This window comes from Deltaproteobacteria bacterium, from assembly GCA_019308905.1.
Lineage (GTDB): Bacteria > Desulfobacterota > BSN033 > WVXP01 > WVXP01 > JAFDHF01.
Genome location: JAFDHF010000055.1, coordinates 1 through 21521, shown reverse-complemented (window position 1 = coordinate 21521; position 21521 = coordinate 1). Strand labels below are relative to the sequence as shown.

The window sequence follows — 21521 nt, the reverse complement described above, 5'->3', positions numbered from 1 at the left end:
CGGATATCTTCGGCCATCTACTGCTTCACGTATATGGATGGCTTCAAGAGCTTGAACCGATTCGTCAGCCTCATCAAGCTTTCGGCATGACCTATGATCAGGTACCCACCATGTTTGAGAAGCCTGTATATCTCATCCACAAGGCCTCCCCGGGTCTCGTTGTCAAAGTAGATCATCACATTACGGCACAGGACCGCATCAAAAGGCCCCTTCATGGGAAAAGGCTGCATGGCTAAATTAAGCCGCTTGAAAATGGTCATCTTTTTCAAGGTCTTTTTCACTGCATAAAACACCGCACCCCCCTCGTTCAGTCGGTCGAAATATCGTCCCCTGAAAGTAACAGGGACATCCTTAATCTTCTCCTCGCCATAAACGCCAGCCCGGCAGGCATCAAGGACACGAGTAGAAATATCCGTGCCGAGGATCCTCAGGTCTATGTCGCGGCCTTCGGCGGCTTCAAGTAGTACCATGGCGAGGGAATAGGGCTCTTCACCCGTGGAACAAGCAGCCGACCAGAAGCGGAACCGCCTCTGCCCATGAGCCAGCCACTCCGAAACAGCCCTCTTCAGAAAATCGAAATGGTCGGATTCACGAAAGAAGCTCGTCACGTTGGTCGAGATCGCATCGAGAAGGTGGACGATTTCCTCTCCTTTGTCATCCTGAACCACGCGCTCCAGATAGCTGCGGTAGTCATGGATCGAAAGGGCACGCATCCGTTTTCCCACTCGGGCCGCCACCAAGGCCTCTTTGTTTTCCCCCAGCGAGATCCCGCTTTTCTCATATACGATCTGTCTGAACCGCTTGAATGTTGCCCTGTCCATACCTCGTTCTCGCGAGCTGGTTGAGGCGATTGTTATCCCCCACCAGCAGCCTTTCACTTCTCTATTTGGGAACGGAAACGCCGTCCCCCCCCCGACGCTTCCCTGCTGGCCAGCCTGATCAACCCTCCGACATCGAGAATCAAACCGACCAGTCCATCCGGCATGATCGCGCCTCCCGAAATTCCCGGGACACTGCCCACTCCACTGCCCAGGTTTTTTATCACAATCTGCTGCTGGCCGAGCAATTCGTCTACCATCAGACCTACCTGGCGGCCATCCTCTTCGATTATCATGACCAGCGAATGGCAGGATTCTTCTTTGCCATCTGGAATCCCATAGAGGCTGCTCAACCGCAAAAGCGGAACGAATTTGCCCTGCACCGAAAGCACTTCGCTCTGTTCAAGGACAGTGGAAATATCGCCTCTCTTTGGTTCGATCAGTTGGACGATCGAAAGAGTCGGAATGATATACCGTTCCTTGCCAACCCTAGCTACCATGCCGTCAATGATGGCAAGGGTGAGAGGCAGCCGTATTGTGAAGACCGTTCCCTTGCCCCTTTCAGATCTGATCTCCACTTGCCCGCGGAGTTCCTCGACATTCCGCTTGACAACATCCATCCCTACCCCGCGGCCTGAGATGTCCGTTACTTTTTCGGCCGTGGAAAAACCCGGTTCGAAAATCAGGCCAAAAAGCTCCCTATCATTCAATTGCTGGCCTTTACGGACCAGGCCTTGTTGCTGTCCTTTGGCAAGGATAGCTTCACGGTCAAGCCCGCGGCCGTCATCCTCGATCTCTATGTAAATATTCCCGCCCTTGTGGAAGGCCCGGAGCTCGATACGTCCCTTTTCAGGTTTGCCTGCCCTGCGCCGCTCCTCCGGGCTCGCTTCCAACCCGTGGTCAACCGCATTTCGCAGCATGTGGACCAGGGGATCACCGATCCGGTCCACAACCACCTTGTCGAGTTCCGCGTCCTCACCTGATGTAACGAATTGCACGGGTTTGCCTGCCTTCTTCGCAAGATCCCGAACCAAGCGCGCCATCCTCTGAAATGTTGAACGCACAGGCACCATCCGAAGCGACATGCCCATTGTCTGAAGCTCACGCGTTATTTTGCCCAACTGCGCTATCTGCCGAGCAAGCTGAGGGGAGAAACGGGCAATCTCTTCCACTGATTTCCTTACCATCGATTCAGCTATGACCAGTTCTCCGATTGTATCCACCATTCGGTCGAGCCGGTCCGAATCGACCTTTACGGCTTCCTTGACGTGCAGGGCGGAGTGTTCCTGATCCTGGCCCTTTTGGCACCGCAAGGCATGAGCCACCTGTTTGGCCGTGGTTTTGCCGTCCCGTACGAGCTGTTCGCCGAGCTTTGGCCTCTCCCGGGCCTCCTGTTGTTTTGCCAAAACGGCATTCACACTCTCCCGGCTCGTCACCCCTGACTCGACAAGAATCTCACCGAGTTTCTTGTCCTTCCCCCCCTTGGCCAGAAGCGGCTCTTCCGTCCCGCCATCTGGTCTCCCCGAAGCCACAGAGTGGATACGATCCAACAGTCGGGTTATAAGCTCACCTTCTTCGGTAGGTTTTCCGGAAGAATCGGGGGAACCAACCCTGCCCACGAGGCGCTTGAGAGTATCTATCGCATCGAAGGTAACATCGATAGCCCTCCCTTCCAATTTCAGTTCGCCCCTCCGTGCCATGTCCAGAAGATTCTCCGCCTCGTGGGCGAGACTTCTAATCTGGTCAAGTCCGAGAAACCCCGCCACCCCTTTGATCGTGTGAAAGGCTCGAAAAACGGCGTTGAGGGCCTCTTCGTTTCCCGGCTCCGTTTCCAGAGTGAGGACGTACAGATCCGCCCCTTCCAGATGCTCCATGGCCTCGGACACGAAATCCTGTAGGAGCTCCGGGTCACCCACGATGGCGCTGGAATCTTCCCGGGATGCGCTCTTCCGGTGATCCGCGGCGCTTCCGGCAGAAGGGAAGTTCTCCTTGTTTGATTTTGTGGCTTCGCCCTGAGAGAAATCTGTCTTATCTTGCAGCCGGCCGGGCGACGGTGCGGTCAAAGGCCCTTCCACGAGTCTTGGCGGCTCTTTCCCTTCCGAATACGCCTTGAAGGCCGCACCGAGCCAATCCTTCACTTGCAGAAGGGATTCCATGATTTCGGCAGGGTTGTTGGTGGTGAGCATGTTTTCGGTGGCATGACAGAGGCTCTCGACATCCCTCAACCCTAACAGCCCCGCCTCGCCCTTCAGGGTGTGGAGAATCCCTTTGAGCTCGCTCAACCTATCCGGGTCAACGGATTTTTCGAGGGCAAGAACGAGGTGTTCCATCTTCTCCACAAATTCCCCTTGGCGCGAGAGGAAATCGGCAAGAATCTCCTGGTCTGCGGAAGCCAGCTGTGGGGTCTGCCCGTCCGGCTGCCGGGAACTACCCGGATTTCCCCCCTGACGGGCGGAGCCTTCAATCCCCCCCAACCCTAGTTCAGGGGGGAATACCACCTCTTCGGGGCTACACCCGTTGCACAAAATCGCCTGAAGCCCAGAAATCGTTCCGCCAACAGTCTCCAGGGCTGCTTTGGGATCCGGAGTCTCTTCGAAGATTACCGCCTTGAGGAGTTTCTCCCCCGCTCTTGCCGCGGCCTCTACCTGCGGGTGTGAGGCCTTGGCCGCCCATTGGCCGATTTCTTCAAGCCCTTTACAAAGGTCGGCCAAGGTCTTAAGGTCGGACGGCTCCACTAGAACCTGCATTTCCGAGAGATTTTCGATCTTCTGCTTAATCTTCTTGTCGATCATCTATGTACCTTGTTTGACCCGTTCCAAGGGCCGGAACCAGGCAAAAGAGATCACTTCTGAGGCGGGACCCATGTCGATCTTCATGGTCAGGCCTCTGTTGTCCCTCCGGCAATCATTCTACTGCGCCTTGGCGAGGGTCTGAGCGATCTTTTCCCTGAGCGTTTCCGGGGTGAAGGGTTTGACTACGTAGTTGCTGACTCCTGCTTGAATGGCCTCGATGATATTGTCCTTCTGAGCCTCTGCAGTCACCATGAGGAAAGGGATGTCCTTCAGGGCTTCATCGCTGCGGACTGCCTTGAGAAGCTCAAGCCCCGTCATGTTCGGCATGTTCCAGTCTGCAATGACGAAATCGATCGTGTCTGTCCGCAACTTGGGCAGGGCTGTTGCTCCGTCATCGGCTTCCACGATATTGTTGTATCCTATCTCGCGGAGAACGTTCTTTATGATTCTCCGCATAGTGGCAAAATCGTCGACAACGAGGATCTTCATGTTGGTGTCCGCCATGACTTTTCCTCCCTAGAACTCTTGGACAGTCTCCACCGAAAAACGGTCCTCCCGCTCTCCGAACGAACTTCCTGGTCCGTTTCAAACCTCGACCCGTTTGGCATCCTAAACTCGGCCTTACGGTCTCGTACAATAGGACCTCGTCCCTTCGGCGGGGTTCAGCCTGGTAAGATGGGTGCCCCCAAAAACTCCTGCTGCTAACTCCCGAGTCGTCTTTCAGTGACAACCTAAGTATTTATTTCGGACATTCCACGTGGATCTTGAACAGCAAAAGGGTCGGTCACTGGTCTGCCAGCCTTCTCAGCTTCGCCCTCAACCTCAGGACTGCCTTGGTGTGGATCTGGGAAACACGGGATTCGGTGAGATTGAGGACGTTCCCGATCTCCTTCATGGTCAGTTCGTCGTAGTAGTAAAGGGATACAACAAGCCGCTCCTTGTCCGGGAGCTTTTCGATAGCCTTTCCGACGGTCTCGTACACTTCCTGGCATTCAAGGGCTGCTGCCGGTCCTTCCTCGCGGCTTGCGATGCACTCGAGAAAGCTCCTCTCCTCGCCGTCCTCTCTCCCCATGTCATAGAGACTGACCAGGGAGACCGCGCTGGCCTGGGCCAGGACTTCATAGAACTCCTCGAGCTCCATGTGCAGAGCCTCTGCCACTTCCTCGTCCTTGGCCGCACGCCCGAGCTTGCGCTCCAGGTCTGCATAGGCACTCTCAAGGCGATTTACTTTCTGTCGTATCGACCGGGGAAACCAATCCAATGTCCTCAGTTCGTCAAGAATCGCCCCCCTGATACGGAATTCGGCGTAGGTCTTGAAGCTGGTACCCCGTGTGGGATCGTACTTCTCTATGGCGTCCATGAGGCCGATGACTCCTGAATTTATGAGATCCTGGGAATCCACGTGGGGGGGGAGCCTGAGGGCGATACGGTTGACGATCAGTTTGATCAGCGGGGCGAACCTCAGGACGAGATCCTCCTTCTCCCGGGCATCGATCTTCTGGTACTCCTTGAAAATGCTCTCTACGGCGAGTTTGCTCTCCATAGCTGGCCTCTGTCAGAATCGCGGAAGAATCCCCTCGCCCCGGTGGTCCGTCGGCCTTCCCATCAGGGACTGCCAGAACAGATTGAGGTTTCCCCTCGGCGTGGAAGGCACTGAAAGGCCCGCCACCTTCTTGGCAAGAGCCAGGAAACTCCTGCCGGCCGCGCAGTTGGGGAAGATTTCGGCAACCGCCCTCTGCTGTCTGACCGCCTCTTGGATGTGGCTGTCAATTGGGATGAAGCCGAGGTACCGGACCGAAAGGTTCAGGAAACGTTCTGTCACCATGCTGAGGTGGCGGTAGACCTCCAGTCCCTCTGACTCGTCCCGGACGAAGTTGACCAGGAGGTGGAAGTACTTCTCGCCGTATCGCGTGGTCAGAATCTTGATCATGGCATAGGCGTCTGTAATCGACGTGGGTTCAGGCGACACGATTATGACGATCTCGTTAGCCATGGTATTGAAGAACATCACATTCGGCGAAATCCCCGCGGGCGTGTCTATGAGAAGCACGTCGGTCCGCTGGTTGAGAGACTCCAACTGGCTCAAGAGGGCCATCCTCTGCTGGGAAGTGAGTTCAGTGAGTTCTTGGATCCCGGAGCTTGCCGGGAGGATCTTCATCCCACCCGGTCCCTCGATTATTATCTCCTCGGGTGTCTTTTCACCCGTGAGAACATGCTGGATCGTGTATTTGGGTACCAGACCCAGGAGAACATCGAGGTTTGCCAACCCCATGTCCGCATCGAGTATCAGCACACGCCGCTTGAGCCGGCAGAGGGAGTAGGCGAGATTGGCGACCACGTTGGTTTTCCCCACACCTCCCTTCCCGCTGGTCACGGCAACGACCTGAACGGCATCTGCTGCCTCTCCCCCGCGGGATTTCTCCTCAGGGACACCCTCCTTGCCCTCTTCCATCATTCTCCTCAGGGTCTTGGCTTGATCCATGTCATTCTCCTCTTTGGGTTCTCCCTCCAGCAGTCCTCCATGCTTTTCCGATTCTCTCATCTGCTCGTGCCTCCTTCACGCCAGGCCTGGAAAAGATCAACTGGGAAACGATTCTGGGCGAGGCCTCGCAGATGTCTTCTGGGACCCTCTGGCCGATGGTCAGATAGGAGAGAGCCAATCCCGTCGAAAAGGCCGTGTTGAGGATCGCGCCGAAGGTGGCAGCCTCGTCGAGCTTGGTAAAGACCAGTCGGTCGAGTCCGAGAAGGCGGAATCGACCTGCGATCTCGTCCAGATCTCCCTGCTTCGTGTGGCAGCAGAGAACGAGGCATTTCATCACGGGAAGATCCGCAAAAAAACCCTTGAGCTGGTGAATCCAGAGCCTATCCCTGTGAGTGCGGCCGGCGGTATCGATCAAGACCAAGTCCACACCTTCCAGACGGCTCAGGGCCTCCTCCATCTCTCGACGATTCTCCACCACCACCACGGGCAGATCCATGATTCTTCCATAGACCTTCAACTGTTCCGTGGCGGCGATCCGGTAAGAATCGACCGTAACGAGGGCAACTCTCTTCCGTGCTTTCAGTGCAAAAAGGGCGGCGAGTTTCACCAGGGTGGTTGTCTTTCCAACGCCTGTGGGGCCCACCAGGGCGACAACCGTCCGCCGGCCCGGCCTTTCCAGCAGGATGGGTGCCGGAGGAGGGAATCGTTGGATCACCTGCTCGATCACGGCCTTCCGTTCCGGAGGCTTCCCGTCCCCCGAGTTTCCCAGGTTTTCGACGGCCTCGAGGACCAGTTTAAGGGCGACCTCATCCCGCACCCCCTGGAAGACCATCTCCTGAAAAACCCCGTCAAAGCCCCGGGGCAACGGGACCCTGGGGAAGACCAGGCGGGACACAAGGTCCTTGAGTTGCCTGATGTCATCCTTTATCGGCTCGAGCTCTGGTTCCACATCCAACATGGCAGGGCCCGCCGGATGCACCTTCTCCGGGGCACTGAGGTCATTGGCGGCAATGATCTCCACCCTTTGCCCGCCCCCCCGCAACCCGGCCGGCGGTTCGATATTCTTGGCCGACAGGATGATGGCCTCTGCACCCAGGTCGGATTTGACCTGTTCCAGACCGTCCCTCATGCTCCGGGCCTCATACCGCTTAATCTGCATCGCTCCACCCCACCATTCCCTTGGACTGAATGGTTACACTCTCTGGAATCTCATTGTGGGACAGAACCACCAGCCTCGGGAGGAACCGCTCGGTCAGCTTCTTGAAATGTGGGCGTATCACCGGTGCACAGAGAACGATCGGCTGAAGATTGGCGGCCAGGAATTCCTCCATGGCCTGGCGGGTCCGGCTCAGGATCTTTTGGGCTATCTGAGGCTCGAGAGAGAGATACGATTCCTTTTCGGTATGCTGGATCGCCTCCGAGATGGCATTTTCGATTCGGGGATCGAGGGTGATCAGACTGATCCGCCCGTCATCCCCCTGATAGGGCCTGACAATCGTCCGGGCCAGGGCCTGGCGCACGTATTCTGTCAGATGAGTAACGTTCTTTGTCATGGGAGCATAGTCGGCCAAGGTCTCCAGAATGGTGAGAAGATCGCGGATGGAGACCTGTTCTCTCAGAAGACCCTGGAGGACCTTCTGAACCTCCCCGAGCGAAAGGAGGTGGGGAACCAATTCCTCGACCACTTTCGGATAGTCTTTTGCCAGGTTGTCCATGAGGGACTGAACCTCCTGGCGCCCAAGGAGCTCGTGGGCATGGGATTTTATGATCTCGGAGAGATGGGTAGCCAGGATGGTACAGTGGTCCACCACTGTGTAACCCTCGATCTGGGCCTTCTCCCTCTCCCCCTCGAGAATCCATTCGGCAGGCAGACCGAAGACAGGCTCTCGCGTAGGGATCCCCACGGGCTTCTCCGGACCCCTGGCGGGCTTCATGGCCAAGAGATGCCCCTGCATGAATTCCCCTTTTGCCACCTCGTTCCCCTTGATCAGGATCGAGTATCCAGTGGCTGGGAGTTGGAGGTTGTCGCGAATGTGAACCGGCGGGAAGATCATCCCCATGTCAAGGGCAAACTGCTTGCGCATGGACCGAATACGGCCCAAGAGCTCCCCGTCCTGTTCGCTGTCCACCAGAGGAATAAGACCGTACCCCACCTCAAGCCCCAGTGGGTCTGGAAGGGGCAGCACCTGCAGCGGCTCGACCTCTTCGGGACCGGCACCCCCTGCTCCGGCCCTTTCATCCTCTGCTTCTGCCCCTCTCCTGCCGCGAATCAGAGTCAGAGCGATCCCCCCGGTCAGAAGGGAGACCAGGAAGAAGGGAAGTTGTGGAAGACCCGGAACCAGTCCGAACAGAAAGAGGATCACGGAAGCTATGACTATGGCCCGCGGTTGAACCAATATCTGACCCACCATGGCGTTGCCCAGATGCACATCCTGGGCCGCCCTGGTCACCACGATGCCGGCAGCGGTTGAAATAATCAGAGCGGGGATCTGCGAGACAAGGCCGTCACCAACGGTGAGCAGCGTATAGACCTGCACGGCCCTGGATACGGTCATCTTCTGCTGGAGGACACCTATGATCAATCCACCCATGATGTTGATGAGGGTGATAATGATGCCTGCCACGGCATCGCCCCTTACGAACTTGCTGGCCCCGTCCATGGCGCCGTAGAAGTCCGCCTCCTTTTCAATCTTGGCTCTCCGGTTCCGGGCTTCGCTCTCGGTTATGAGCCCGGCATTGAGGTCTGCATCGATGCTCATCTGTTTTCCGGGCATGGCATCCAGGTTGAACCTCGCAGCCACCTCGGCGATCCTCCCGGCGCCCTTGGTTATGACCACGAAGTTGATCACTACGAGGATGGCAAAGACGATCAGCCCCACCACGGGGTTTCCCCCGACAACGAAGGCCCCGAAAGCCTTGATTACATGGCCGGCGGCGGTTGTTCCCTCGTTCCCATGGAGAAGGATCAACCGGGTCGATGCGATATTCAGGGACAGACGAAACAGGGTGGCGATCAGCAGAAGGGACGGAAAAACAGAGAATTCCAGCGGGTTCCTGGTATACATGGCCACGAAGATGACGATGATTGCCAGGGTTATATCGAGTGTAAGCAATACGTCGAGCAGGAAGGTCGGTAACGGAAGGATCATGAAGACCAGGATCAAGACCACTCCAACCGTCACAACCACGTCGCTGTTCTTCATCACCGATGGTAAGGGCATGGAGTTCTGTATATCCATCCGGTCCCTCAAGGTCGTCCTAGGCGGTTCTTGATTCGATAGACGTAAGCCAGAACTTCTGCCATGACCTTGTACAGGGTAGCTGGAATCTGCTCGCCCACATCGACCTCTTTGAACAAAGCTCTGGCCAGAGGCTTGTTCTCCACGATGGGAATCCCGTGGGACCTGGCGATCTGCCGGATCCTTTCGGCCACGGCGCCCGCCCCTTTTGCCAAGACCCGGGGGGCGGCCATGGTCTCGTTCCTATACGCGACGGCGACGGCCAGCTCGAGGGGGTTGGTTATTACCACGTCGGCCTCAGGAACCGCCTCCATCATTCGGCGTCTGGCCCACTCCCTCTGGACCCGGCGAATCCTCGACTTGACCAACGGGTCCCCTTCACTCTGTTTGTATTCGTCCTTAACTTCCTGTTTTGTCATCTTGATGCTTTTTTCGAACTCCCAGCGTTGGTACGCATAGTCCAGTACGGCCAGGGCCAGTAGAACCCAACTGGTGCGGAGCATGATCTTACAGATGGTCTTGCAGATGTAGGCGCCGATCATCGGAATCGATTGGTCGGCAAGCGGCATGACCGAGGGTATCTCCTTCCTGATCGCCCCGTAGACCACTGCTCCCACAAGGAGGAGCTTGGCCATGAACTTGACGAGTTCGGTCAGAGATCCGACAGATACGAGGCGCCGCACCCCTTCAAGGGGGTTCAACTTCGAGAGTTTGGGAGTAAGGGGCTCCCATGAGAAGAGAAACCCCACCTGTATGAGGTTTCCCAATACGGCTCCCGTGCAGACAGCCACCAGAAAAGGAGCCATGACCTTGGCCAGGATGGTTACGGTCCTCCAGACCGTGGCTGCCACATCGTCCCCTTCGATCCGGGTGCTGGCCGCCTGGACAAGGGTTGTCTTCATGAAGAGAGCCAACTCCCTCACCATGTAAGATCCGGCAAAATAAAGGATCACAATCCCACCCATGAGAACGAGGTAGCTGCTCACCTCCCGGCTCTTGGCTACCCGGCCCTTCTGTCGTGTCTCCTGTCTTCTCTTGCCGGTGGGGCGTTCTGTTCTCTCCTGATCGGGCATCCTTTTCCCTTCACATGGTTCTCAGAAGAAGCACTATGTCGTGTCCGAGCTGGCCGAAGATCCCCCTGACGATAACGACGAGATAGGGAAGGACCAAACCCAGTGCCACAAGGCCGATGGAGATGGTCAGGGGAAATCCGACCACAAAGATGTTGATCTGCGGGACAGTCCTGGCGATTATGCCCAGACCGGTGTATACAAAGAGCAGGATGGCGAAGATGGGTGCACCCATCCTGAAGGCGACCACAAAGACATTCTGAAAAGTCCGAGCCAGAGTGTCCACGAATCCCTGAGAGGCCGAGAACCCAAAAGGGGCCAGCACACGGAAGCTTTCCGCAAGGGCCCGAAAGAAGAGATGGTGCCCGTTGGTGACGAGAAAGATCAGCGTTGCGAACATTGAAAGAAAACTCGCAATCACTCCCTGCTGCTCCATGGTGGCAGGATCGATCACCATGGCGATTCCGAAACCCATCTGAAACCCCACCATCTGGCCCATGATCTGTACCGTCGCCAGCATCAACCTCGCCATCAGGCCGATGGCGACGCCCAGGAGAATCTCAGAACCGAGTCCCATGACCAGGAGGGGGAGACTCCCGGGAAAGTCTGAGGGGACCACCCTGGCCGAGGGAAGCATGGCAAAGGTGAGAAACAGGACGAGCCCTACCTTGAGTTGGACGGGGAGGGCGCGACTGCTGAGAACCGGGGCAGCGACAAAAATAGAGGAGACCCTTACCAGGACAAATACAAAATTTTCAACCTGAAACAGGGGTAATTCGAACATGTGTTCCTCTAGTACTGAAGGTTTCAAAACGCTCGAATCGTTCGTGCCGTTCGAACCGTCAAACCACACTTGAAACTGCGACAAAAGCAGACCCGTGCAAAAATCGCGGCTTTTGACCATTCGAACGAACGGCGGTGATCGAACAAGCGAAGCGATCGAACGTCCTCCTCCTCCTCCCGCAAATGGGTTGACGGCTTGAGCCATCCAAGGGCCCCGGACAAATCGGAGGTTCCCCTACTTGGCATAGAGAGGGATATCCATGAGGACCCTGGCCGTAAATGCCACCATCATCCGGATCATCCAGGGCGAGAAGACCACGATGGCCACCATGACCGCCACGATTTTCGGGACAAATGTCAGAGTCATCTCTTGAATCTGGGTCACCGCCTGGAATAGGCTTACCATGACGCCCACCAGCAATCCCAGGCCGAGCATGGGAGCTGCCACCAGCAGGGTTATCTCGACTGCGTGCCGCCCAAAACCGATTACGTATTCCGGTGTCATACAGACCTCCTCTGTTTCACCCGAAACTCTTTACAAGGGACCCGATCAAGAGATACCAGCCGTCCACGAGTACGAAGAGAAGCAACTTGAAAGGGAGGACTATCATCATGGGTGGAAGCATGAGCATACCCATCGAGAGCAGGACGCTCGCCACCACCATATCCAGGATCATGAAGGGAATGTAAATGAAAAAGCCGATCTGGAAAGCCGTCTTCAACTCACTCGTCACGAAGGCCGGTACGATGACCATCGTGGGAACATCCGAGAGGTTCCGAGGCCGCTCTCCCTTGGAAATATCCAGAAAGAGTTTCAGATCCTTCTCCCTTGTCTGCTTCAACATAAAGGCGCGAATGGGGGTCAGGGCCTTTTTCATGGCCTCCTTTTCCGATATCTCTTTGGCCAGGTAAGGTTGGAGGGCTTCGTGGTTCACCTGGTTCCACACCGGAGACATGACAAAGAAGGTGAGGAAAAGAGCCAGTCCTACGATAACCTGGTTCGGGGGCATGGAATGGAGACCGAGGGCCTGGCGGAGCAAGGAGAGAACCACCACGATCCTCGTAAACGATGTGACCATGACCAGAATCGCCGGAGCCAGGCTGAGGACCGTGAGAAGAAAGAGGATCTTCATGCCCACGGTCATCTCTTCGACCCTGTCTCCGTTTCCGACTTCGATGTGGATCGGTGGGATCGAGAGGGGCTCTGACCTCCCCACTCTGACGAGGGCCAAGACGCCTGCCAGAATCAGAGCGACCATGAGGATCCACGGAAGCCTACGGCTTGGCACGGTTCCTTTCCTCTCTTTTGAGACGTTTCGCCATGATCGATTCCAGGTACCAGACAAAGGGCCGCCCCACGCTGGGATCTCCTTCAACCCCGGCGATTCTTTCCAGGCTCTCCTTGGAGTCGATTTTCGCCAGGAGCGTAATGGACTGGGGAGAGAGACCGAGGACTACCTTTTCGCCTGCTATGTCGGCCAGGACCAGGCTCTGTTTGTTCCCCAGGTAGGTTCTGGATATGACCCGCATCAACCCTCGGGAATCGACGGCTGCTCCCCCCCGCGCAAAAAACCACCGGACGAGGTAGACCATAAAAAAGAGGATGCCCAGGGTTATGGCAAGGGCCGAAACCATCCTGACCGCCGAGGAGAAGAGATTGGAAGATCCTGCGAGCCCTGTTTCAGCGCCCGACAAGGCCAGGTTCGACGCCGCGACAGCCGCTGGGATCGAGATCTCCACCGCTCCCTCCTTCACCGGAGTTGTTCCACCCGCTCCATGGGGCTGATGATGTCCGTGAGCCGAACGCCGAACTTTTCGTTGACCACTACAACCTCCCCCCGTGCGATCAGTTTCTGGTTGACCAGGATTTCCATGGGTTCTCCGGCCAGTTTTGTCAGCTCTATGACAGAGCCCTGACCCAACTGCAGAAGATCGTTGATGATCATCCGTGTCCGGCCCAGCTCAACGGTCACCTCCAGGGGGATGTCAAGGACGAAGTCGAGGTTTTTCCCCTTGCCCTCGGTCTCCTTCCCCGGGGTTCCCTGGGATGGCGGCTCCTTGCCGGCCTGAGGCTGCTTCTTCTCGGTCTGGCCGCCGGCTGCGGTTGCTTCGGCTGCTTGACCCTCTGCCTTTGCCTGTTCTTCCTTTTCCATCAAGACCTCCCTGCGAGGACGGACGATACCTTTATTGCTTTGTTACCCCTGTAGGTTCCGGGATAACCTCTGAACTTCAAGACCCCTTCAACCCTCACATCCAATTCTTCCGTGGTGTTTCGGTCGAGGAGGAGAACATCCCCCGCCTCGAGGGCGAGAAGGTCCTTTCCCGTGATCGTCGTCCTTCCAAGTTCCGCTGATATCATTACCGGGGTCTCAGCTATCCGACCCCGGAATCTCTCTATCCACGCCAGATCCACTTCTGGTTGGCCGCTCTGAAAACCCGCCTGCAGGAGGTTGCGGATGGGTTCCAGGCAACCATACGGAATGCAGACGATCAGCTTGCCTGCGGAGGACTCCATCTCAACCTCAAAAGAGATGACAACTACCAGGTCAGCCGATGGTACGATCCCGACGAACTGGGGGTTGGCCTCAGACCGCAAGAACCGGATCGACACCGGGTATACGGGGTTCCATGCCTTCGCATAGTCGGCAAGGGCGGCGTCGACCACCTTTCGAATGATCCTGTTTTCGATGTTCGTAAAGTCCCGTCCTTCGATCTTGATGTCCATCATCCCCTTTCCGCCGAGAAAAGCGTCGATAAGGGAGAACACGAGGTTGGATTCAAGAACCAGCAACGCCTGACCCCGAATGGGATCCATACGGAAGATATGGAGACTGGTGGGGACGAAGAGGGTCTTTAGGAATTCCCCGAATTTCATGATCGTCGTCGAAGCCGCACCGATGTCGACCAGTTTCCTGAGCTGTGTGGATAAGGTGGTCCGGAAACCCCGGACAAATCGCTGGTTTATGATATCCAGGGTGGGCATCCTTCCACGGATGATCCGGTCCTGGCTGGTGAAGTCATAGGGGGTGATCTCGCCCGTCTCCTTCGGTTCGTCCGTGCCGGTAGGCACATCGCCTTTGGAGATTCCTGTTAAAAGGGCGTCGACCTCGTCTTGTGAAAGGATTTTGCTCACTCTGTCTCTCCGTGGCGGAGGAAGGCTCCAGACACCCGGCCGGTTCATCGCCTCCGGTTCGGGGTCTTTTCACTGCATTACAAATTCGGTGAAGAAGATCCTCTTGATAGATCCGGTCACGAGAAAGCTGTTCAGCCGGAGTATCAGCTCGTTGCGCACCCGGTCCTTTCCCTCGTAGCTGGCCAGGTCCTTGTAGCTCCTGCTGCTTAGAAGCATGATCACCGCGTCTGTAAGCTGGGGCATCCGTTGCTCGATTTCAGGTACCAGCTCCTTGCTGTCGAGTTCCAATTCGAATTTGACCTTCAGATACCGGTCGCCCGATTCGTCTGCCAGGTTTACGATAAAGGGCTTCATAGGGTAGATAACCCCCATCGCCGGCTCGGGCTTCTTGCTGGCGGCCTGCTGCTCTCTCTCCTGTTCGCCCTTCTTGGGGGCCAGTCCCGGGATCGGAAGGAGACCCATCTTAGCCCCTCCGGCGGCACCTCCCATCAGTAAAAGCAGAACCGCCGGGATTATGATAAGCTTGGCCTTCCCCTTTTTTTTCTCCGGCGACGCCGAATTTTGTTCCTTGACCTCCTCGTCTGCCATACTGCCAACCTCCTTGCACGGACTTCGTTCCCTGTAGACCCTCTCCTGTTCTCCCTGCCCCGCCTCGGGAGGGGATCCCCATTACCGGTTCGCCCGTCAGAGCGGCTGTCCCGGGCGGCTGGATAAAATCGCGATCTCCGCTCTCCGGTTCATTGCCCGGTTTTCCGGACTGGTGTTGGGGACAAGGGGCCTGTACTTGCCGTAGCCCACGGCGGAGAATCTCTTGGGATCGAGCCCCATGGATTCGGTGAAAAACCTCAGCACGTTGACCGCCCGTGCAGTGGAAAGCTCCCAGTTGGTCTTGTAGCGTCCACCCAGCACGGGGATGTCGTCTGTGTGCCCTGCAATCCGGATTCGGTTCGGGATCTTGCCGAGGATCTCTCCACATTTACCAAGTACCAGGGTCCCCTGGAAATCGATCTCAGCCTCCCCGATATCGAAGAGGACGCCCTCGGAAAAGCGGACTACCAGGCCCCCTGCCTCCCTACTGATCTCTACGCCTCTGTTCAAGCCGAGGCTCTCCATCCCCTTCCTCAGCTCGCGCTCGACCCTCAGGATGGGCATCCTTGCAACCGGCTTTGCCCGGCCCTCGCCTTTGCCCCAGGAAAGGCGGATCTCGGGGAAAGCCTCGGATCTGAGCGTGCCAGGCGGGAGTACATACATACCCGGATATCGTACGTCGTAAGGGGTGGCCACTTCCGTGGTCGATCCTTTCCCCTCGGTCTCAAGTCCACCCTCTGTCCCACCGAAAAAACCGAAGGCCTCCCGCAGCCGTTTGTTGTCCATGGAGGACATAGTCAGAAGAAGCACAAAGAAGGTGAGCAGAAGGGTCAGCAAGTCCGAGAATGTGACCATCCACGCATTGGGATCGAGACCTGACTCCTCCTCCTCTCTTTTTCTCCCCTTCAATCTCCATACCCCTCTAAAGGAAAGTCCCCAGCAGCACGAAGCTCACCCGCCTGTTCCTTGCACGATGCTCGGGTGTGTCGTTGGGGGCTCTGGGCCGTGTGTCTGCAAAACCCTCTGCCGAAAGTCTCGCGGGTGCGATCCCCTTCTCTTCTATGAAATACCGGAGCACGTTGACCGCCCGTGCAGTGGAAAGCTCCCAGTTGGAGCTGTAAGCCTCCGTGTGAATCGGGATGTTGTCGGTGTGGCCCTCGATCCGGGCGGGCACACCGGCGGATCTGATAACCTCCGCCACTCTGTCGAGAATCAGCCGCCCCTCGGGAGTCAGTTCGCTGCTGCCCGAGGGGAAGAGAACCTCGCCGGCCAGGGAAATCCGCGTCCCTTCCCGGGTCACGCTGATATCCATCTTTTCTCCAAGACCTGCTTCTTTGATCACCTCGTCCAGGGCGGCGAGTTTCTCTCCTTTCTTCCCGAGAGAGAGGTTCATTCGGTTCAAATAGTTCCATGCTTCGACACCGCCGGCGCCGGCAGGCCCCCCGCCTCCGAGCATCCCCCCCATGCCCCCTTTTGTGACCCCGAAGGTCCCCCTCAGGGATCCCAGAGCCATCCGGATCTTGTGGTTGTCGATCACGGCCATCGAGTTCAGAAGAATGAAGAATGCGAGAAGCAGGACGCTCAGGGACGTCATCAGGACAACGAAGTTCCCCTTCATCTCGACCTCCTCCACAGTCCATCTCGGCTATCACCGTTCATAGGCGGACTTCCTCAACCTCGGTGCAAGAAACGCATGGAGCTTCTGCTCCACGATTCTCGGGTTGTCCCCCTTGGTTACGGCCATGACCCCCTCGAGCATGAGTTCCTTCACGAAGAGTTCCTCCTCGCTCCTGGTCTTCAGCTTTCCGGAGATGGGGAGAAAGAGGAGGTTCGCCATAATTGCCCCGTAGAAAGTCGTTATCAGGGCGACAGCCATGGCCGGACCTATGCTGGACGGGTCCTCCATCGATCGGAGCATCTGGACAAGGCCGATAAGGGTCCCGATCAGACCCATGGCCGGGGCGAACGCCCCCATCGATGCAAATATGTCGACTCCCAGCCGGTGCCGGGCCCTTATGAACTCTATCTCTGTTTCGAGAATCTCCCGTATGCTCTGGGGCTCAAGCCCGTCGACGGCCATCTGAATCCCCTTCTTGAGAAAAGGGTCCTTCATCTTCGAGACCGTTCCTTCAAGCGAGAGAACCCCCTCCTTTCTGGCCTTGTTGGCAAAGTCGACGAAAACGGGGATCCATGCCTGCGGTGTGTTCTTCTTCTGAAAAACCGCATTCTTGAGGATCGCCACTACCTTGAGCACGTCCTTGAGGGGGTAGTTGATAAGAGTCGCCCCTAAGGTGCCGCCTGCCACGATCATGAAAGAGGGGATGTTTATGAAGGCGGCCATCCCCCCTCCACTCGTGATTGCAACAATGACAAGGGCAAAACCGCAGAAGACTCCGAAAAAGGTCGCAATGTCCATGGGAAGAACCTTTCAACAAGGGCGTCAGGCAGTGGTAAAAGGGCAAATTATATGCCAGGATCCGGGGTGCATGAATCTACGTAAAGTACAGTAATTACAAATACTTATGTCTAAAACACGGACCTCCGTCCCCCCCCCTTCTGTCAATCCTCCAGGCCACCGTCATCACTTTGACAGAAGATAAACCAAAGGGGAACGGGCTAGGTCCCAATCCCCCATTCCCCTCGGGTGTATCTCCCTTGAGCAGCCCTGCTTTTATCTCTTCAAGTTTACCACTTCGGTGAGCATCTGATCCGTGGTGGTGATGATCTTGGAGTTTGCCGTAAAGGCCTGTTGGGTCCTGATCATTTTGACAAACTCACCGGCCAGGTCGACGTTCGACATCTCCAGGGCATTTGACGCGATCTTGCCCAGTCCGGATGTACCGGGTGCATTGACCAGGGGCTGACCCGAATCATTCGACTCAACGAAAAGGTTGCTGCCCACGGCCTCCAGGCCCCACGGGCTCGGAAACCGTCCCAGGGCGATCTGGGCAAGGTTCTGGGTCTGCCCATTGCTGAATCTTCCTACGATGATCCCCTCATCGTCGACAATGAGCCCCTGGAGAAGACCGGAGGCATACCCGTCCTGGGTGAGCATGTATGTTGTCGAGTCTCCGGCGAACTGGGTGGTTCCATCGACGCCGGTCCCCCCCTCGCCGGTGATGCTGGTTCCGAAGTCGAAGGTGATGCTCTGGTTCTGGGCCGCCCCTGTGAAGTCGAAATCAGACGCTGTTGTCGTGTGGTTGTCAAGGGCCCCACTGGTGGTGAATGAGAGTGTCCCCTGGGCCTCGATCTCGAGCTGTCCGGCCGTACCTCCGGTGATCTCCCCTCCGTCCACGCACCCGTACCAGCTCCAGGTGTTGGCGGCCGTCTTACGAAAATAGAGGGTCACCACGTGGGAGTTACCCAGGGAATCGTAGGCGGCGAAGCTCGTAGAGTAGTTCGAGGTGTTTTCCGCGGTTGTCGTGCTCGTGGGATCAAAGGCGGCTCCTCCGGGGTTCGCCGTCGAATTGGAATCGAGGTTCACCGCCACAAAGGAGTTCTGCGTGGCACTGGCCGGAACGGCCGTCGTCGTGAAGGTCAGGTCCCCGACCGGCCCGGTGGGCAGGCCCGTTGTAGTATTGAGGGTCCAGCCCTGGACCGTATAACCCTCGGGATTGACGAGGCGGCCGTTGCTGTCAAAGATGAAGTGGCCCGCCCTCGTGTAGTAGGTTCCTGACCCGTCACTCACTATGAAAAACCCGTCCCCCTGAATAGCCATGTCCGTGGCCGATCCGGTGTTCTCGAGGGAACCCTGGGTGAAGAGCTGATCGATGCTCGACATCCTGACTCCCCGGCCCACCTGGAGCTGGCCCACTGCGGAGTTTGTCAGGGCCATGTTGTAAAGGTCGGCGAAGGAGACCCTCGAGGCCTTGAAACCCGTGGTGTTTACATTGGCAATGTTGTTCCCTATGACCGACATGGCGTTTCCGTACGTGCTGAGACCGGAAATTCCGGTATAAAGCGAACTGAGCATGGTTAACCCCCTTGTGGAAATGATCTATGTAGGATTGCCCCCGCTATTGTCCCTGACGACCGTGATATCGGCAAAGGGAACCTCCTGGCTTCCCATAAGAAGCACGGGCTGGTCCCCCTCCAGGCTCAGGCCCGTTATCACTCCCCGCACGAAGGTGGGCACTGCCCTGGCTTCCTCACCGGCTCCTGCTCTCACCTCTATTGCATAGATCCCGTCCGGCAGGGGGACGTGGTTGTCATCCCTCCCGTCCCACTGGATGAGGTGCTCGCCTCCGTGCTCGGCCCCAAGATCGAGTGTCCTCACCAACCGGCCACCGGGGTCGTAAATCCTGACAGAGACCCGGTTTGTATCCTGGTCGAGACTGTAGCCAACCTTTCCGGCCTTCCCCTCGCTCAGTTCCACCCAGTCTCCCGCGGCATCGACCTCTTTCCCTATCATTCCCACTCCCTGCCAGCTGTTCAGGGAAGACTGGTAGAGCAACAGGCTGTCGAGCTTGTGGTTGAGGTCTAGCATCTGCTCGAGCTGGCTGAACTGTGAGAGCTGGGCAGTAAACTCCATGCTGTCCATGGGGCTCAGAGGGTCCTGGTAGCTCAACTGAGTCAACAGAAGCCTCAGAAAGTCATCCCGGCCCACCTCGCCTCTCCCGGTGGCTGCCACCGCTTCCTGGTCACGGTATGTCACATCCTGCACGATCATGGTCTATGCTCCTGCTTCTACACGAATAGGTTTACTCCCTCTGGATTCCACCCATAAGAACCCAGAGATCGCCGTGAAGGTCCCTCTTCCGGTTCTGCCATCTCCGCTGCGAGTGGTTGATCTCCGGACCCGGCCGGGTTGTCCCCGGCCCCTCCTGATTGAGGCTGGAAATGCTCGCTAACCGTCACGGAACAACCGTCCATCTTCAGGCCTTGATCGAGAAGCCCGTCTCTCAATTGGCCCAGGTTGTTCTCGATCAGATCCTTGACAAAGGGGTTCTCTACATGGATCTTCACCACGACCTGCTGTTCTCTGACACCGATCTCCATGCGGAGGTGTCCCAACTCCTCCGGATGGAGCTGAATCTTGACTTCCCTCCGGCCTACCTTCCATCCCCGGACATTGAGGTTCTCCAGGACCTGCTGCATGAAGCCGTCTGCCATCGTGACAGCCGACGGGCGGCTGCCCCCTGAACCCGTCGCAGCGGGCATGGACGACTCGGCCGGTTGGAGGCCTGTCACCCTTTCGCTTCTATGGAAAGGCCAGTTCCCTCCGCTTCTATGAGCGGACTTCCCTGCCGGAGGATCGGATAGGAAGGACCCGCCTTGGCCGGCCTTCTGAGAAGCGACCGGGTGGAGCTTGAACCCGGGGGTGGTGCTTGCTAGGATCCTCTCGCCGGCTTTTTCACCCGGCATTCCCGATCCATCGGATGAATCCCGGCCGGGGCCACTCCTCGGGAAACGCCTGTTCCCGCCTCCTAAGGCGCGGTTCCCGGCTACCTGGGCAGTGTGGCCGAGAATCCGAGATGCCTCAGGAATCGCCGCAGCCCCCTGCCTGATCCCTGCCGTCCCTCTGTCGGCCTCCCTGGGACCGGAATCTCGGGCAAGCCCCAGGATCTCAAAAGGCGATGGGGTTTGTCCCTTCCCTCCCTCCTTGCCCCATTCCAGAGTTGGCCCTGCAGAGGCATTCTCCTCGAAGGCTTCCGGGCACCCATCCGAACTCACAGGATCCAATCCTTTGAGGAGCCTTCCAAATGCCACCTTCAACTCTGAACCGTTCCCTTCCTTTTGACCGGGGTTTCCCCGGATGGTTGCGGGTAATACCTCGGCCACGGCCCTCAGGCACCGGAGCGATCCCAATGGACCCTCCCCTCCCTCCAGTCCCATCCCTCCCGGCAAGCAGGAGTCGATAGGACCTTCGGACCCTCCTGAACACACCGCTTCGCCTGTCGAGAGTCCTGCCAGAGAGATGGCACCAAGAAGGGCTCCGATAAAGGATGAGTCCTCTCCCCTGCCCTGGCCGGGAGGGGAGGACCGAGAAGGATCCGCGGCACGGGCTCCGTGACGGGAGAGAAGATTCAGAGTGGTTATGGTCCCATTCATGGCTGATTACCGCTTTCCCGGCGATTGAGCAATCACCATGCCAGGATCTTGTTTCAAAATTGGCCGTAATATCAACGTATTATACAGATAGATGGAAGGTCTTTCAGGGCGATTCTGCCGCGGCGGGCAATTATTTCCTCTCCCGAAGAGAGACGAAAGAGCAGGTCTTGGGCCCCTTTTCCGGTCATTTGAGGTGGGTAATCTCGGAGCTGATCTGTGATGCCCTTTCCGGGCTTACAAACCCCCAGATCTTGCCCGCCTTGCGGCCGTCCATGCGGATCAGAATCTGTGCGGCCAGCCTGACATCGAGACGGGAGAGCATGGGACCCGCCTGTTCGGGCGGCGTGGATTCATAGACTTTTGCCAGTTTCTTGAGGATATCGTCATCAAGACCCTTCTTCTCCTGAATCAACTCCTGGAGGGAAAGCCGGATCTGAGTGAGGGTCTCGAGCTTCTTCTCGATCTCCTGTTCCACCTTCCTGAGCCTGGCCTCCTCTTGGCGCACCCGCTCCTCTCTCTTTGCCAGAGCCTCTTCTCGTCTTCTAAGGGCCTCCCGTTCCTTCTT

22 protein-coding genes are annotated in these 21521 nt (G+C 57.2%); all 22 read right to left on the bottom strand.

Annotated elements, in window-relative coordinates; translation table 11 throughout:
• Positions 1 to 17: 17 nt before the first annotated feature.
• The gene (locus tag JRJ26_15670) at positions 18 to 821 is read right to left on the bottom strand and encodes a protein-glutamate O-methyltransferase (GenBank protein MBW2058925.1); all 804 of its coding nucleotides are present in this window, start codon (positions 819 to 821) and stop codon (positions 18 to 20) included.
• Between the two features lie 53 nt (positions 822 to 874).
• The gene (locus JRJ26_15665; protein ID MBW2058924.1) at positions 875 to 3610 is read right to left on the bottom strand and encodes an Hpt domain-containing protein; all 2736 of its coding nucleotides are present in this window, start codon (positions 3608 to 3610) and stop codon (positions 875 to 877) included.
• Between the two features lie 117 nt (positions 3611 to 3727).
• Positions 3728 to 4114: a chemotaxis response regulator CheY gene (locus JRJ26_15660; GenBank protein MBW2058923.1), complete on the bottom strand. Its 387-nt coding sequence runs from the start codon at positions 4112 to 4114 to the stop codon at positions 3728 to 3730.
• A gap of 280 nt (positions 4115 to 4394) precedes the next feature.
• Positions 4395 to 5153, bottom strand: a complete 759-nt coding sequence (locus JRJ26_15655) for a FliA/WhiG family RNA polymerase sigma factor (GenBank protein MBW2058922.1) — start codon at positions 5151 to 5153, stop codon at positions 4395 to 4397.
• A gap of 12 nt (positions 5154 to 5165) precedes the next feature.
• Complete coding sequence (locus JRJ26_15650; GenBank protein MBW2058921.1) at positions 5166 to 6152, bottom strand: MinD/ParA family protein; 987 nt, start codon at positions 6150 to 6152, stop codon at positions 5166 to 5168.
• Complete coding sequence (flhF, locus tag JRJ26_15645; protein MBW2058920.1) at positions 6094 to 7251, bottom strand: flagellar biosynthesis protein FlhF; 1158 nt, start codon at positions 7249 to 7251, stop codon at positions 6094 to 6096. The genes JRJ26_15650 and flhF overlap by 59 nt, the downstream gene beginning before the upstream one ends.
• Positions 7241 to 9331, bottom strand: coding sequence for a flagellar biosynthesis protein FlhA (gene flhA / locus JRJ26_15640; protein MBW2058919.1), 2091 nt, complete (start codon positions 9329 to 9331; stop codon positions 7241 to 7243). The genes flhF and flhA overlap by 11 nt, the downstream gene beginning before the upstream one ends.
• Positions 9332 to 9339: 8 nt before the next feature.
• Complete coding sequence (gene flhB, locus JRJ26_15635; protein ID MBW2058918.1) at positions 9340 to 10404, bottom strand: flagellar biosynthesis protein FlhB; 1065 nt, start codon at positions 10402 to 10404, stop codon at positions 9340 to 9342.
• A 10-nt stretch (positions 10405 to 10414) separates the two neighbouring features.
• Positions 10415 to 11185, bottom strand: coding sequence for a flagellar biosynthetic protein FliR (fliR, locus tag JRJ26_15630; protein ID MBW2058917.1), 771 nt, complete (start codon positions 11183 to 11185; stop codon positions 10415 to 10417).
• Between the two features lie 234 nt (positions 11186 to 11419).
• Positions 11420 to 11689, bottom strand: a complete 270-nt coding sequence (gene fliQ, locus JRJ26_15625) for a flagellar biosynthesis protein FliQ (protein MBW2058916.1) — start codon at positions 11687 to 11689, stop codon at positions 11420 to 11422.
• 16 nt (positions 11690 to 11705) lie between these two features.
• Positions 11706 to 12443: a flagellar type III secretion system pore protein FliP gene (gene fliP, locus JRJ26_15620; GenBank protein MBW2058915.1), complete on the bottom strand. Its 738-nt coding sequence runs from the start codon at positions 12441 to 12443 to the stop codon at positions 11706 to 11708.
• Positions 12444 to 12459: 16 nt separating this feature from the next.
• On the bottom strand, positions 12460 to 12924 hold the full coding sequence (gene fliO / locus JRJ26_15615) for a flagellar biosynthetic protein FliO (GenBank protein ID MBW2058914.1): 465 nt from the start codon (positions 12922 to 12924) through the stop codon (positions 12460 to 12462).
• A gap of 11 nt (positions 12925 to 12935) precedes the next feature.
• Complete coding sequence (gene fliN, locus JRJ26_15610) at positions 12936 to 13337, bottom strand: flagellar motor switch protein FliN (protein ID MBW2058913.1); 402 nt, start codon at positions 13335 to 13337, stop codon at positions 12936 to 12938.
• Positions 13337 to 14317, bottom strand: a complete 981-nt coding sequence (fliM, locus tag JRJ26_15605) for a flagellar motor switch protein FliM (protein ID MBW2058912.1) — start codon at positions 14315 to 14317, stop codon at positions 13337 to 13339. The genes fliN and fliM overlap by 1 nt, the downstream gene beginning before the upstream one ends.
• A 69-nt stretch (positions 14318 to 14386) precedes the next feature.
• The gene (locus JRJ26_15600; protein MBW2058911.1) at positions 14387 to 14905 is read right to left on the bottom strand and encodes a flagellar basal body-associated FliL family protein; all 519 of its coding nucleotides are present in this window, start codon (positions 14903 to 14905) and stop codon (positions 14387 to 14389) included.
• Between the two features lie 96 nt (positions 14906 to 15001).
• Positions 15002 to 15814, bottom strand: a complete 813-nt coding sequence (locus JRJ26_15595) for an OmpA family protein (GenBank protein MBW2058910.1) — start codon at positions 15812 to 15814, stop codon at positions 15002 to 15004.
• A gap of 13 nt (positions 15815 to 15827) precedes the next feature.
• Positions 15828 to 16523: a flagellar motor protein MotB gene (locus tag JRJ26_15590; GenBank protein MBW2058909.1), complete on the bottom strand. Its 696-nt coding sequence runs from the start codon at positions 16521 to 16523 to the stop codon at positions 15828 to 15830.
• A gap of 30 nt (positions 16524 to 16553) precedes the next feature.
• Positions 16554 to 17321 (bottom strand): MotA/TolQ/ExbB proton channel family protein, encoded by a 768-nt coding sequence (locus JRJ26_15585; GenBank protein ID MBW2058908.1) that lies wholly within the window; start codon positions 17319 to 17321, stop codon positions 16554 to 16556.
• A 255-nt stretch (positions 17322 to 17576) separates the two neighbouring features.
• Positions 17577 to 18878: a flagellar hook protein FlgE gene (locus tag JRJ26_15580; protein ID MBW2058907.1), complete on the bottom strand. Its 1302-nt coding sequence runs from the start codon at positions 18876 to 18878 to the stop codon at positions 17577 to 17579.
• 24 nt (positions 18879 to 18902) lie between these two features.
• Entirely contained in the window at positions 18903 to 19574 is a 672-nt protein-coding gene (locus JRJ26_15575) for a flagellar hook assembly protein FlgD (protein ID MBW2058906.1), read from the bottom strand.
• A 17-nt stretch (positions 19575 to 19591) separates the two neighbouring features.
• Positions 19592 to 20740, bottom strand: coding sequence for a flagellar hook-length control protein FliK (locus JRJ26_15570; GenBank protein ID MBW2058905.1), 1149 nt, complete (start codon positions 20738 to 20740; stop codon positions 19592 to 19594).
• Positions 20741 to 21140: 400 nt separating this feature from the next.
• Positions 21141 to 21521 (bottom strand): hypothetical protein (locus tag JRJ26_15565; protein MBW2058904.1); only part of this gene is annotated, 381 nt, incomplete at its 5' end.

Bases quoted from the DNA above. Each gene is read 5' to 3' on its own strand.
- JRJ26_15670 (MBW2058925.1), bottom strand. From the start codon at position 821: ATGGACAGGGCAACATTCAAGCGGTTCAGACAGATCGTATATGAGAAA.
- JRJ26_15665 (MBW2058924.1), bottom strand. From the start codon at position 3,610: ATGATCGACAAGAAGATTAAGCAGAAGATCGAAAATCTCTCGGAAATG.
- JRJ26_15660 (MBW2058923.1), bottom strand. From the start codon at position 4,114: ATGGCGGACACCAACATGAAGATCCTCGTTGTCGACGATTTTGCCACT.
- JRJ26_15655 (MBW2058922.1), bottom strand. From the start codon at position 5,153: ATGGAGAGCAAACTCGCCGTAGAGAGCATTTTCAAGGAGTACCAGAAG.
- JRJ26_15650 (MBW2058921.1), bottom strand. From the start codon at position 6,152: ATGAGAGAATCGGAAAAGCATGGAGGACTGCTGGAGGGAGAACCCAAA.
- flhF (MBW2058920.1), bottom strand. From the start codon at position 7,251: ATGCAGATTAAGCGGTATGAGGCCCGGAGCATGAGGGACGGTCTGGAA.
- flhA (MBW2058919.1), bottom strand. From the start codon at position 9,331: ATGGATATACAGAACTCCATGCCCTTACCATCGGTGATGAAGAACAGC.
- flhB (MBW2058918.1), bottom strand. From the start codon at position 10,404: ATGCCCGATCAGGAGAGAACAGAACGCCCCACCGGCAAGAGAAGACAG.
- fliR (MBW2058917.1), bottom strand. From the start codon at position 11,185: ATGTTCGAATTACCCCTGTTTCAGGTTGAAAATTTTGTATTTGTCCTG.
- fliQ (MBW2058916.1), bottom strand. From the start codon at position 11,689: ATGACACCGGAATACGTAATCGGTTTTGGGCGGCACGCAGTCGAGATA.
- fliP (MBW2058915.1), bottom strand. From the start codon at position 12,443: ATGGTCGCTCTGATTCTGGCAGGCGTCTTGGCCCTCGTCAGAGTGGGG.
- fliN (MBW2058913.1), bottom strand. From the start codon at position 13,337: ATGGAAAAGGAAGAACAGGCAAAGGCAGAGGGTCAAGCAGCCGAAGCA.
- JRJ26_15600 (MBW2058911.1), bottom strand. From the start codon at position 14,905: ATGGCAGACGAGGAGGTCAAGGAACAAAATTCGGCGTCGCCGGAGAAA.
- JRJ26_15590 (MBW2058909.1), bottom strand. From the start codon at position 16,523: ATGAAGGGGAACTTCGTTGTCCTGATGACGTCCCTGAGCGTCCTGCTT.
- JRJ26_15585 (MBW2058908.1), bottom strand. From the start codon at position 17,321: ATGGACATTGCGACCTTTTTCGGAGTCTTCTGCGGTTTTGCCCTTGTC.
- JRJ26_15580 (MBW2058907.1), bottom strand. From the start codon at position 18,878: ATGCTCAGTTCGCTTTATACCGGAATTTCCGGTCTCAGCACGTACGGA.
- JRJ26_15575 (MBW2058906.1), bottom strand. From the start codon at position 19,574: ATGATCGTGCAGGATGTGACATACCGTGACCAGGAAGCGGTGGCAGCC.
- JRJ26_15570 (MBW2058905.1), bottom strand. From the start codon at position 20,740: ATGGGACTGGAGGGAGGGGAGGGTCCATTGGGATCGCTCCGGTGCCTG.